The organism is Methylobacterium sp. P3_A11 (genome assembly GCF_056403155.1).
The window spans coordinates 18,424-31,387 of the sequence record NZ_JBFUGA010000018.1 but is presented as its reverse complement, the minus strand read 5'-3'; the positions used below and the strand labels follow the sequence as shown (position 1 = coordinate 31,387).

Here is a 12,964-nt window from a genome sequence, read left to right as displayed (position 1 = left end):
CGTGCGGGGCGAGCCGCGTGGCGAAGGTCGGGCGCTTGTGCACCGACCAGCCCTGGCCCGGCAGCGCGGGGAAGGCGGGCGGAGTCTCGCTCACCCGCGCACGCTCACGAGCCGGAAGGCTTGCGTGGCGAACAGCAGCGCCATGAATGCCTCGAGATCCAGGTCATCGTCGGCGAAGTGGCAGAGCAGGCTGGATCCGGCCCCGAGTTCGGCCGGGACGGCGACGTGGAACGGCAGCGCACGCCCGGCGACCCGGCCGTAGAAGCTGGCGAGGTGCTCGAAGTCTCCGGCGAGGCCGCTCGCGGCGAACCCGTCGGCGGCCAAGACATCGTAGGCCAGCTCGATTTCCCAGGACGGCGCCCGTACGCGCTGCCCGCGACTCCCGGCCCGAGACGTGCGCGGCCGCGCCGGTGCGGAACACGGGCGCGTAGCGCACCGACCATGCGCGTCCGGACAGCACCGGCAAGGTCGGGTATGCCCCCGGCACCGGTGGCGGATCAGGCGGCGGCGGCGGCAGCGCCGGCCCCTTGCCGCCGATCCATAGCCCGGCCGGCCAGTTGAGGGTGTCGCCCCAGACATCGGACCGCAGCGGGAAGGTCGGGAACGGCCGCGCGTCCCAGTTCCAGGCCGCGAAGAAGGCGGTCTGCAGCATCGGCAGCCCGGCGGCCGAGACCGCGTTGTGGCCGTCGCGGTACCAGTATTCGTAGACCGCCCGCAGCGCCATCGCGCAGAGCGTGTCGTCCCGCCTGGGCGTGTAGGTCGCCCCGTCGGCGCTGTCCCACACCGACCAGAACGCGGTGAAGCTCTCCGTGCTCTTGGGGTCGTAGAACACGTTGGGCTGGTTGGTCGCGCGGTCGATCGAGCCGAAGCCGTACTCGACGGTGGTGATCGACTTCGATTGCGGCACCCAGCGGGTGACAGGCCCGCGTGGCACCCAGCCCCGACCGTCGCCGGTGTCGTAGACGGCGCGGTGCGGGTTCGTCCACCACCAGCGCAGCTGCTTGTTGGCCAGGATCTCCTGGCCCGGATAGTACCGGCTGCGAGTCTGGGTCACGCGGTCGCCGGTCGGCCGGGACACCTGCTGGTCCGAGCCAAGCGGGTCGAGACCGATCCCGAGGTTGTCCGAGTCGAGGTAGAACCAGTCGTACTTCTCGCCGCCCTCGATGTTCCGCTTCAGGTAGGCCATCGAATAGAGCGTCGGCTCGCCCGAGAGCCCGAGGCCGTTCATCGTGTCCGGCCCGGGCGGCCACGTGCTCCGGTCGGGCGCGGACGCCGTCCAGTTCGCCGCGTCGAGGCCGCCGCCGGCCGTGGTCCAGTCGGACAGCGGCAGGTAGTTGTCGAAGGCCACGAGGTCGATGCTGTCCCGGCCGTAGAGCTGGTCGAGATGCGGCCACTGTCCGGCCTCGCCTCGGTGCTGCACGCCCATCCACACCGACCAGTCGGGCGAATAGGTGATCAGGTTGCGCAAGCCCGCCGCGTCCCGGGTCAGGCCGGCCGCGTCGAAGATCCCGCGCACGTCATCGGCGAGCCGCCCGAGCCCGTCGACGAAGGGATAGTCCCAGGTGACGGTGCCGTCGTCGCCGGTCGTGCCGGCCCGGGTCCAGCCGGGTCCGCGGATCGCTTCCAGTCCGCGCAGCTCGGAGCCGAGCAGGAACAAGTCGACGCCGCCGGCCAGTACGCACAGGTTGGCGCATTGCAGGATCATCCGGCGCAACGTGTAGTCGTCGGCCGGGCCGGCATAGTCGACCGTCAGCCGGTCGGGGTGGCGGGTGAACAGCGACGGCGTCGCCGGCCCGAGGATCCGGGCCACCGTCGCGGCGGCGGCCACCGTGCTATCTGCGTCGAGCCCGATGCGCCCGCGCCACGGGAAGCCGGGGCAGTCCATCAGCAGGAACGGATAGAACACGACGCGGTAGCCGCGTGCCCGCAGGTCGCGCAGGCAGCGCACCACGCTCTGATCGGACGGCGTGCCGCCATAGACCGCGTGGCCGTCGACGGTGGTGATCGGGATCAGGATCGGGGGGCCGCCCAGGCCCCGCGACAGCTGCGTCAGGCCCGAGACCTGCCAGTTCTCCTCGACCGGCGCAGGCCCGTCCATGCGCTGGAACGACCCGTCGATGTAGATCGTGGACGGGTAGATCTTGCAGGTCCGCGCGTCGATCGAGGAGCCGAACCACGCCACGAGCAGGTTGACGGTGGTGCAGCCGGGCACCTGCTCGGCCAGCGCGTGGAGGGCAAGGCTGCAGTCGGTGCGCCCCGAGCCCGGCGCCGCGTAGGTGTTGATCGGCTTGAACGGGCGCTCGGCTGCCGCGGGCCGCCACCGCGAGGCCCGGTAGGGCAGGGGGTCGTAGCCGAACTCCCCGGTCGCGGGCAGCAGGTTGAAGCCGGTGATGTAGTCGATCACGGCTCAGCCCGGTCCCAGCCGCGACAGGCCGAGATGCGCACCCTGCCGGACCGCCTGGTTGATCGCCCGCATCAGCGGGCGGGAATGAGTCTGGAAGAAGTCCGCCACCGAGGCGCCGTCGAGGGCCGAGACGTTGATCTGGGTGGTGTGGTTGAGCGCGAGGCTCGGGGCCGGGCTGCCGCCCACGGCCGCGCGCAGCGCACCGGCGGGACCGGCCGGGACGATCATCTCGCCCTTGTGTAACTGGGCGACCATGTCGTCGGGCAGCGACCACGCGCCGACCGCGAAGGACGGGATCGCCGCGGCGGCGGCCGCCACGGTCGCCTCGCCGGCGGCCGCAGGGCCGACCGCGGCGGGGCCGAGCACCGGCGACAGGAAGCCGAAGATGCCCGCGAAGGTCTCGGAGGCCGAGGCCATGATCGACTTCACCATCGCGCCCGCCTGCGTGGCGAATGCGGACGCCGCCCCCGTCTCCTCGGCGCCGGTCCGGGCGGCGACCCCGCGGTGGTGGCGGCGGTCTTGGCGACCCCGCCGGCCTGGTGCGCCGAGACGCCGGCAAGCCAGTCGGCGATCAGCTTCACCCGCGCCTGGACGTAGCTCTGGACGATCGACAGCGCCGTGCTGCGGGCGGCCTGGGCGATCGTGGTCTGCCCCTGGATCACGCTGAAGACGTTGCCGGTGAGCGTCGAGCCGATCTGCTCGTAGGTGCGCTTGGTGTCCTGGTACTCGGCCTTCTGCATCTCGCGCTCGGCCTGCGCGCGGCGGGAAGCGGATTCGGACGCGAGCCGGTCGAGCTGCGCCATCGCCTGACGGTACTGACTGGTGCCCTGGCCCCAGATCTCGGCGAGCTTGCGCTGGTGGTCGCGCTCCAGGTCCTCGATCTGCCCCAGCACCGCGCCGGTCTCGGCCTGGCGCTGTGCGAAGCCGAGACCGCGCTCCTGCGCCTCCTGGCGCAGGTCGCGCATGCGGTCCTCCAACACGCGCTTGGCGTTCTGGTAGGCCGTGTCCTCGGCGGTGGCCCGCTCCTGCGCCTCGGCCTGCTCCACCGCCCGGGTGTTGGCGATCTTCTGGGCCTCGAGCTGGTTCCAGGCCGCCGTGCCGCGGGCGTGCAGTCCCTGCTCGACGGTCAGCGCGTCGTTGAGGATGCGCAGCCGCTCCCGTGAGCCGGTCTCCATCTCGGCGGTCTGCAGGCTGGCCTCGGATCGGGTGAGCGCGACGCGCTTCTCGGCGAGCGCGGCCTCGCCCTGCGCGAGCCGGGTCTGGAGCGCCGTGCGCGCCGAGAGGTCGGTGGTCGCGTCGAGCTGCCGGCGCAGGGCATCGTTCGCCCGCTCCTGCGCGGCGACCTCGTCACGCCGTCCCGCCGCGTTGGCCTGGGCGGTGGCCAGCGCCTCGCGGTCGAGCGCGTTGCCGCCGGCCTGCCGGTCCGCGAGCTGCTGGCGCAGGTCGAGCTGCGCGCGCAGCGCCTCGGCGGTGGCGCCACCCGAGATGTTGTCGGCCTCCTGATTGCGCCGCCCGGCGTTGATCCCGCCGTTGTCGCCCGAGCGCCCGCGGATCGTGGCGGCCAGCGCGCCCTCGTCGCCGCCGCGCGCCGCAGCGGCGACATCGCGCGGCAGCGAGCCGTAATTATAGGCCACGGAGGTGAGGGAGGCCTTCGCGCGGTCGGACAGGCCCTGCCAGGCCGCGCCCACCTGCGCGGCCGCCTCGGTCTGGAACGCCACGAGCCGGCGGGCGAGATCGCGCTCGGCATCCTCCCGCGTCGTGACCGTGCCGGCGGTCACCGGGCTGGCGCGGCCGTCGGCGCCGGTGGTCGTGTCCGACCCGAAGCCGACGCGGAAGCGGCCGTCGTTGTCGCGGTAGGCTGCGCCGCTGAACCCCTCGAACTTGCGGATCAGCGCCGCGGCGTCCCCGGTCGCGCCCTGGAGGCGCTGGCGCAGCAGGTCAATCCGGCCGGTCGCCTGATCGATCCCGGCCTGCGCGGTGTTGCCGAGGAGGTTCGCGGTGGCGTCCGTGAGCTGACCCGCGTCGAGCGGCGTCCGCGCGAGGGTGGCGTTGCGGCGCTCGATCACCTCCAGCTGCTTCTCCAGCGCCTCGGTGACCCGGTTGGCCTCATCCACCTGCCCGCGCAGGCGCGAGGCGAACAGGCCGGCCAGCGGACCCAGCGCCGAATAGCTCTTCAGCTGCTCCTGCAGCGACCGGGTCATCTCGTTGCCGTAGGCGCGGGCGCGCTCGACCAGGGCCGACAGGATGGCAGCTTGCATCTGGTTGGCGTTGCCGTTCTGACGGGCGAGATCGAACTGCGCGCGCAGCTCGCGCGAGACGCCGCCGAGCGCCGCGAGATACGGCTCGCCGGCGGCGGCGGGATCGCGCAGCGCCCCGGTCAGCGCCGACGCCATCTGCTTCGCCTCGTCCTCGGAGGACGCCATCATGGCGACCAGCGAGACGATCGAGGCGTTGGCCGAGCCGGTGTAGCTCGGGACCGAGGCGAGCATGGCCTCGATCGAGGCCGCGCCCTGGTCGGTCATACCCGGAACCTTGGTCAGCTCCAGCGTGAAGGCCTGGAGCATCCGGGTCGCGTTCTCGAAGCCGCGCGCCTGCGCGGCGGCCTGGAGGCGGTCCATGGTGCCGGCGGCCGCGATGGCGCGGCCCTCGACCTCGAGCAGGCCGGAGCCGTAGATCTGCGACCCGCGCCGCCACTCCTGGAAGGCACTGCGCTGCCGCTCGATCGCGCCCGTGAGCCCCTGCGTCGACAGGGCCGTGACGTCGAGGGCGCGCGAGGCCGAGAGCGCGTTGAAGGCGTACTCCACCAGCGCGGTGGCGCCGGACCGGGCCGCCGTCGCGGTGGCCGAGATAGCGGTTCCGACCGCCGCGTAGGTCCGTCCGGTCGCGCCGGACACGGCCTCGTCGGCGGCGCGCAGGCCCTCGTAGGCGGCGACCAGCGCCGCCACGGCGCGGGCCTGGGTGGCCAGGGTGGACGTATTCTCGGCGCTGGCCTGGATCTGCCGCAGCGACGCGTTGGCCGCGTCGATGGCCGCCTTCAGGTCGTCGTAGCTCTGGCGCGCCGTCGCGTTCTGGCCGCGGGCCGTCGCGGCGAAGCCCTGGATCGTGCCCTTGGCCTGATCGGCCGCATTGCGGATGCCGGCCGCGTCGCCGCCGAAGCGGACCTGGATGTCGTCGGCCATAGGTGGGCTCAAACGCGAATGGGTTGACCGAGCGAACGGCTGCTAAGGGTGGTTTTACGAAGGTCCGCTTGTGGGCGACCACGCGCGGAAGCAGACGTTGCTGATCAGACAGACGCGACCGCAGCCAGGCCAGCGAAACCGGCATGATCTTTAAGCGTTGAGGCCGGCCCCGCTGGAGAGCATCATGTTTTCCAAGGTCTTTATTGCTGCCGTTATTGTCGCCGCCGGGTCAGGCCTTGCCCTCGCAGAGACAGCTGCACCGAACGCAGCAGGGACGGCAACCATGACGACCCGTCAAACACCTGATACCGGGGCCGGAGCCTCCGGCGGAAGCACACCGGCCTCCTCCGTAGGCGGGGGTATCATCGGCAGCGATGCCGTACACGGCACCGGCGCTCACGAGGCGAAAGGCTTGTCTCCGGAGCCGTCGCGTCCTTCGTCAGGGAAGAAGTGACGCGCAACGATCGTTCAGGTGGATGACGGCACGCGCGTCCCGCGTGAGTTGAGCGTACCGATGCTCTCGGCCAGCATGCCAGCCGCCGTCCGGATCTCTTCGGCGGCATCCGGCTCACCCCTGCTCTCCAAGCTTCGCCGGCAACGGGTCAGTTCGTCCTCGAGGTCGCGGGTCAGCACGTGGTCCCCGAGGCTCGACAGGAGCCGCCGCACCGTGTCGGTGAGCGCCGGCAGGCGTTCGTCCGGTACATCATCGATCAACGTCGCCAGGGTCCGCCAGACTTCGGCGGCTAGCGTGTTCTGCATGCTCTCGGACGCGACGACGCCGATTGCGGCAATCGCCAGGATCGCATCGTCCACGCCCCGATCGGCATAGACGATCCGGGACGCGCTGTTCTCCGGGATCGTATCAGCGCTGCTCCAGCGGGCGATGATGTCCCGCAGGCAGTGGCACACCAGGATCGCCGGTTGTGGGTTCTGCTTCGATGTCGAGGCGGTCGTCCAGGCGATTGAGTAGAGCTGCTCGATCCCGAAGCCGGCATCGCTCTCGATCGTTCGGCGTGGTTCGATCTTGATGGACGCGGTGATCGACCGATCGAGCGCCAGCAGCGCCTCGCCCGACAGGGATCGGGCCGCGTGAATGCGGAATAGGGGGTCGCGGAAGGCGAGATTGGTGCCGACGCGGGCCATGATCTCGATATCGGCGTCATGCTTAGCCGCCGACCGCTCGATCGTCGGGAGGTTGATCCCGCACACCACGCCGTAAGCGTCCGTTCGGACGATCCGCGACCACGACAGGCCCGCACGCGGTGTCCGGCGGGTACCCTCGATCACGCCCCGGTCTACTGTGCGGGCCTTGATCGTATGGTCGTGGATCGCGGTGATGACCGAGTGCGGTCGCATCTGATCGATGGTGCTGTAGATCAGGATCACCACCATGCACAGCGCCGCTCCAGTCATCAGGAGCGAGAGCAGAGCCCCGATGATCGGCTTGTGGTCGGGGTTGGCGCTGCCGAGGGTCAACAGCACGAATACGCTGAGCCCGACGAAGAAACCGAAGCTGAGTTTGTTCGAACGTCGCTGGATGAACTGGTCGTAGACGTGCGTCGAGAGCGTCGAGGCGGTCTGCTGCACGGCGATCAGCAGGAGTGAGAAGGTGATTGAGGTCACCGTGATCATGCCGGAGGCAACGGTGCTGAGAAGGCTCGCGATCGCGGTCGTGTCGCCGAGCAGGTGAGCGAGCCATGGGATCGGCGTCGGGCCGCGACGATCCCAGAGCGTGGCATCGAGCAGAAAGCTCAACGCGAACAGGACCAGGAACATCGCGACGACGAGAAGGGGAAGGCCGATGAACTCCCGCAACGACCGCCGGACGAGCGCCAGAACCCGGTCGCGAGCTTGGTTGACGATGTTCATTCGGTGTTGCCGGGCATGCTTTCGATCGAAGGCTTATGCCGGTGTTTCGTCGCTGGCACGAGGCGTGATGTTTACCGCCGCGCCACGGCGATCMGCGCCGCCGACGGGATGAGCAGCGTTGGTCGATCGCCTGCCATGCGTCGCGCCTCTGCGATCACCGCAGCCTTGTTCGCATCGTTCAAGTCGGCCCAGTCCGGCGACAGGCCGAACACCGTGTCGGGGTCGTCTAACATGGCGATGTCGAGCTCGTAGTCGAAGACCACCCGCTTGATCCGGCAATCGCGGTAACCAGCGGCGACCAGCTCGCGAGCGAACCCCTCGGGATCGCCCAGCGCCCTGACGCCTTCCAGCATCGCGCGGGTCTCGCGCTCGGGGAAGAGCGTGCGGCGGATCTGTCCGAGCAAAAGGAAGGTCGCCGCCCCTTGTTCCTGCCACGTCGCGATGACACCGCGGCCGTCGGGCCGGGTCACCCGCGCCATCTCGGCGAGCCCCCGTCGCCACTCGGGGAACATGATCACGCCGAAGATTGAGAACACGGCGTCGAAGCTCCCGTCGGGGAGAGCAAGGGCCTGTCCGTCCATCACTCTCGCGTCGACGTTGGCCAGCCCCGCGGACGCGATCCGAGCGACCATGGCCGGCGAGAAGTCGATGGCGAAGACCTGGGCACCTGTGCGTGCCGCAGCGAGCGTGAGCGCCCCCGTTCCTGCCGCGACGTCGAGGACCCGGCTGCCGGCGTTCAGGGGCACCTGCGCGAGAGCCGCTTCAGCGAAGCGAGCGGTGAATGGGTGGGCGGTCCGCTCATAGTGGAGGGCGACCTTGTCCCACCGGTCGGGGTTCTCAAACTCGCGCATCGGTGTCGCTCCCACGTATTACGTAACTTATGAAGTATCGTGATACGGGGCCGTTGCCAATCCTGATGCGGCGACCGAGGATCGCGCCGTGCGCAACGACAGCCGCCTCTCCCGAACCCTCCACGTGCTCCTCCACATGGCGCGCCACGACGGGCCGATGACGTCCGAAGCCATCGGGCGAATGCTCGGCACGAACCCCGTCGTCGTCCGCCGGACGATGGCCGGGCTGCGTAATGCCGGTTACGTGCGGTCAGAGAAGGGGCACGGCGGTGGATGGAGCATCGCCGCGGATCTGGACGCAGTCACGCTGCTCGACATCCATCGTGCGGTCGGCGGTCCCCGTATCTTCGCGATCGGGAGCGATCGATCGAACCCCGACTGCGCCGTCGAGAAGGCCGTCAACGAGGCGATTGAGGACACATTGCGCGCGGCCGAGGCTCTGCTGGTCGCGCGGCTTAGTTCGATTAGCCTGGCGCAACTGGCGCGCGGCTTCGATGCCCGGTGTCAGGCCGGAGAGCCGATGGCGACTTCAGGAGGCGAGTGATTTTTACCTCCAGCGATGGCGTCGCATTGTTACGGAGATGACCGCTCGGGGTGGATTTCCGCCGTTCCGCTTTCAGGGCGACAATGCACGGATGCGGTCGCTGTCTCCCCCATCGACTCGATCCGGACCTTTCGCACGCGATCTGATCCTAGCCTGAAGGGCTTGCCGCCGATTGATAGGAGGACCTGCTCTGGAACCACGTATCAGCCTCGTCACTCTCGGCGTCACTGACCTCGACCGCGCAACCGCCTTCTACGAAGGGATGGGCTGGCCTCGCCGGGTCATTGCCGCACAGGGTGTCGCCTTCTTTCAGCTAGGCGGTCTGGGCCTCTCGCTCTATCCACGCGCTGAGCTGGCCGCGGATGCTGGCGTCCCTCTGCAGAGCCACTCCTCGCAGGGCTTCACGCTCGCTTACAACACGCGCAGCCGTGACGAAGTGGATGAAGTGCTCTCGCGTGCCGAGGCGCTCGGAGGGACGATTACCCAGTTGGCACAGAACGCAGTCTGGGGTGGATACCACGGCCATTTCTGCGACCCGGATGGGTTTGTGTGGGAGGTGGCCTGGAACCCTGACTTCGCTCTCGCAGACGACGGTTGCCTGATCCTCCCGACGTAGCCGTCATGGCTGATCCATAGAGGCCTGCTCGCGACCCTCCCCAGACCCTTGGAAGGTTCACTTCGCGGCAGGGGGCAGTGGATGGCTTACGTCTGGGTTGGGTGGATTTCCGCCGGTCCGCTTTCGGACGGCAACGTATGTGAGCAGACGTTGCCGCCGCGCCCGTTCACGACCCTTCACAGACCCTCGCAAGGTCCGCTTCGCGGCGGTTTGATGGATGGCGATCTAAGACCCGGTCGGATGGATTTCTGCCCGTCCCGCATCCAGACACCCTTCGACTGGAGCAGACATCGTCGTTCGGCCCGCGTCAGACCAAACGTAACGCTGGTGAAAGCGTTTCGGAGCATTTCGATAGCGCAAAGCCGAGGATGCAGGGCGCCAGCTCCGGCTTCCCAGCGCGGGCCGCAGATAGGTGTTTGCTCCCTGGTGGCTCGGAAGGAAACACCCCAAGCGTCGGGTGTGTTAGAAGGTGGATATGCCCGCCAAGCACTCCCGCCACATAGCCCTCACGGAAACGCTTGCTGCCTGGATCGGCTGCCATGTGGCCAAGGGCAATTACGCCTCCTCCAACGACCTAATCCGCACCGTTATCCGGGCGTTGCGCATCCAGGACGAGGGCAAGGTCGCTGTCCAGGCCGCCTCTGCCATGCCGGTGCCGATCGGCAAAGGGCGGTCCTGAGGCCATGGGTTCGGTGAGTTCGGTCTTCCGCGGCGGCGGCATGAGCGCGCACATGCGCGCCTACGATTGGTCGACGACAACCCTCGGGCCGCAAGAGTGCTGGCCCCAGGCGCTCCTGACGCTCGTGCAGGTCATGCTCAACTCGCGCCAGCCGATGTTCATCGCCTGGGGCGCGGACCGCACCCTCATCTACAACGACACCTACGCGCCCATGCTCGGCGAGCGTCACCACGCCGCCCTCGGACGCCCGTTCTTCGAGACTTGGCCCGAGGTCCGGGACGAGGTGGGCGCGCTCATGGACCGCGTGTTCGCGGGCGAGCCCGTGCACATGGACGACCTGCAACTCACCCTCCACCGCAATGGCTACCCAGAGGAGGCACACTTCGCCTTCTCCTACACCCCCGTGCCGGGAGACGACGGCGCGATTGCCGGCCTGTTCTGCGCCTGCACCGAGACGACCAGCCAGGTGCACGCCGAGCGGCAGGCCGCTTCCGAGCGCCAACGGCAGCAAGCCCTGCTCCAGCAGATGCCCGGCTTCGTCGCCGTGCTGCGCGAGCCGAGCCACGTCTTCGAGTATGTCAACGACGCCTACCTCACGGTGGCGGGCCATCGCGACTACATCGGTCGCAACGTCCGCGAGGTGTTCCCGGAACTGGTAGGCCAGAGGTTCTACGAACTCCTCGACCACGTCTACGCGACGGGCGAGCCGTTCGTGGCCAGCTCCTTGCCGATCCGGCTCGACGGCAAGGACGGCGACCGCTACCTCAACTTCATCTATCAGCCCATTCGCGATCAGGCAGGCGCCGTCACCGGCATCTTCGCCGGCGGCTACGAGGTCACGGACCAGATCCACTCCCAGGTTGCCCTGGCCGAAAGCGAGAGGCGCTACCGCACCCTCTTCGAGAGCATCGACGTCGGGTTCTGCATCATCGAGGTGGCRTTCGACGACGCGGACCGGGCCGTCGACTTCCTCATCGTCGAGGCCAATCCGGCCTACGAGCGGCAGACCGGGGCCAACGTGGTCGGCCGGTGGGTCAGCGAGTTCGCGCCCGACCTCGAACGATACTGGTTCGACACCTACGGGCGCGTTGCGCTGACGGGCGAGCCCGCCCACATCGAGAACAGGGCCGATGTGTTCGGGCGGTGGTTCGACGTGCGTGCCCTGCGCGTCGGAGACCCGGCCGCACGCCGGGTCGCGGTGCTGTTCAGCGACATCTCCGAGCGCAAGCGCATGGAGGAGGAACTCCGGGTCCTGAACACCGCCCTGAAGCAGCAGGTCCACGAGCGCACGGCCGAGCGCGACCAACTCTGGACCTTGTCCGAGGACATGCTGGCCCGGGCCAACTACGAAGGGATGATGACGGCGGTCAGCCCCGCCTGGCAGCGGGTCCTGGGGTGGTCGGATGACGAACTCCTGTCTCGGCCGTACGGGACGTTCATGCACCCCGACGACATGGGGCCGACGCTCGCGGCCCTCGCGCGGATGGGGGAGACGTCGCTGCCGACGCGCTTCGAGAACCGCATCGCCACCAGCGCCGGAGGCTGGAAGCCTATCGAGTGGACGGTCGCGCCCRAGCCCGACGACGCGCACTTCATCGCGGTGGGCCGCGACCTGACCCACGCCAAGGCGCGCGAGGCCGAGCTTGCCTCCGCCCAGGAAGCCTTGCGGCAGGCCCAGAAGATGGAGGCGGTCGGCCAGCTCACCGGCGGCGTGGCCCACGACTTCAACAACCTGCTGACCGTCATCAAGTCATCCACCGACCTCCTGAAGCGACCGAACCTCGCCGACGCGCGGCGCCAACGTTACGTCGAGGCGATTTCCGACACCGTTGACCGTGCCGCCAAGCTCACGGGTCAGTTGCTCGCCTTCGCGCGCCGGCAGGCGCTCAAGCCGGAGGTCTTCGATGCCGGTCGGAGCGTCGCCGCCATCAGCGACATGGTTGGCACCCTGAGCGGCTCGCGCGTCAGGATCGTCACGGACATCCCGGACGAGCCGTGCTTCGTCGACGCGGATCCGAGCCAGTTCGACACCGCCCTGGTGAACATGGCCGTCAACGCCCGGGACGCCATGGACGGCGAGGGCACCCTCACCATCACGGTGCACCCCATCTCAGTCATCCCGCCCATCCGCAGCCATCCCGCGGTAAGCGGCGACTTTGTCGCGGTGTGCATCGAGGATACAGGCGCCGGCATCGCGCCAGAGCGGATCGAGCACATCTTCGAGCCGTTCTTCACGACCAAAGGCGTTGGGCAAGGAACGGGTCTCGGGCTGAGCCAGGTCTTCGGCTTCGCCAAGCAGTCCGGAGGCGAGATCCGGGTGCAGAGCACCGTCGGACAGGGCACAATGTTCGTTCTGTACCTGCCGAGGGTTGAGGCTGTGGCTTACCTGCCCCAAGCGGAGCCCGAGCCGCTCGTCGACGGACACGGCATGTGCATCCTCGTAGTCGAGGACAACGCCGAGGTCGGGACGTTCGCGACCCAGACCCTGGTCGAACTCGGCTACGTCACTGTCTGGGCCAACAACGCCGAGGAAGCGCTCGCCGAGTTGGAGAAGGATGCCGAGCGCTTCGACGTGGTCTTCAGCGACGTGGTGATGCCGGGCATGAACGGGATCGACCTTGCTCATGAGATCCGCCGCCGGCATGACGACCTGCCCGTGCTGCTGGCCTCAGGCTACAGCCACGTTCTGGCGCAGAACGGCACCTACGGCTTCGAGTTGCTGCACAAGCCGTACTCGGTCGAGCAGCTATCGCGTCTCCTCCGGAAGGTGGCCACCTGGCAGAGACGGAAGCGCATCATACGCAACTAGCTTAAACTCAAAG

Annotated in this window: 9 protein-coding genes; 4 read left to right on the top strand and 5 right to left on the bottom strand. The window is 68.8% G+C overall.

The features are described 5' to 3' along the window. Positions 1-163: 163 nt before the first annotated feature. From AC1DXK_RS08390 to AC1DXK_RS08370, 5 genes are all read right to left on the bottom strand, one after another. On the bottom strand, positions 164-2,404 hold the full coding sequence (locus AC1DXK_RS08390; RefSeq protein ID WP_457105907.1) for a baseplate megatron protein TIM-barrel domain-containing protein: 2,241 nt from the start codon (positions 2,402-2,404) through the stop codon (positions 164-166). A 3-nt stretch (positions 2,405-2,407) separates the two neighbouring features. Next, the gene (locus tag AC1DXK_RS08385) at positions 2,408-2,836 is read right to left on the bottom strand and encodes a hypothetical protein (protein ID WP_457105908.1); all 429 of its coding nucleotides are present in this window, start codon (positions 2,834-2,836) and stop codon (positions 2,408-2,410) included. Then, the gene (locus tag AC1DXK_RS08380) at positions 2,830-5,583 is read right to left on the bottom strand and encodes a lysozyme (RefSeq protein WP_457105909.1); all 2,754 of its coding nucleotides are present in this window, start codon (positions 5,581-5,583) and stop codon (positions 2,830-2,832) included. Before AC1DXK_RS08380 ends, AC1DXK_RS08385 begins: the two co-directional genes overlap by 7 nt. Positions 5,584-6,051: 468 nt before the next feature. After that, the gene (locus AC1DXK_RS08375; RefSeq protein WP_457105910.1) at positions 6,052-7,452 is read right to left on the bottom strand and encodes a DUF2254 family protein; all 1,401 of its coding nucleotides are present in this window, start codon (positions 7,450-7,452) and stop codon (positions 6,052-6,054) included. A gap of 71 nt (positions 7,453-7,523) precedes the next feature. Then, positions 7,524-8,303, bottom strand: coding sequence for a class I SAM-dependent methyltransferase (locus AC1DXK_RS08370; protein WP_477297421.1), 780 nt, complete (start codon positions 8,301-8,303; stop codon positions 7,524-7,526). Between the two features lie 88 nt (positions 8,304-8,391). On the opposite strand from AC1DXK_RS08370, the gene AC1DXK_RS08365 reads away from it, so the two are divergent. From AC1DXK_RS08365 to AC1DXK_RS08350, 4 genes are all read left to right on the top strand, one after another. Next, positions 8,392-8,847 carry an Rrf2 family transcriptional regulator gene (locus AC1DXK_RS08365; RefSeq protein WP_457105912.1) on the top strand — a complete coding sequence of 152 codons (456 nt, stop codon included), beginning with the start codon at positions 8,392-8,394 and terminating at the stop codon, positions 8,845-8,847. A gap of 172 nt (positions 8,848-9,019) precedes the next feature. Further along, on the top strand, positions 9,020-9,463 hold the full coding sequence (locus tag AC1DXK_RS08360; RefSeq protein WP_457105913.1) for a VOC family protein: 444 nt from the start codon (positions 9,020-9,022) through the stop codon (positions 9,461-9,463). 475 nt (positions 9,464-9,938) lie between these two features. Then, positions 9,939-10,142 (top strand): ribbon-helix-helix domain-containing protein, encoded by a 204-nt coding sequence (locus tag AC1DXK_RS08355; RefSeq protein WP_457105914.1) that lies wholly within the window; start codon positions 9,939-9,941, stop codon positions 10,140-10,142. Positions 10,143-10,146: 4 nt separating this feature from the next. Beyond that, positions 10,147-12,951: a PAS domain-containing protein gene (locus AC1DXK_RS08350; RefSeq protein ID WP_477297418.1), complete on the top strand. Its 2,805-nt coding sequence runs from the start codon at positions 10,147-10,149 to the stop codon at positions 12,949-12,951. Positions 12,952-12,964 lie beyond the last annotated feature (13 nt).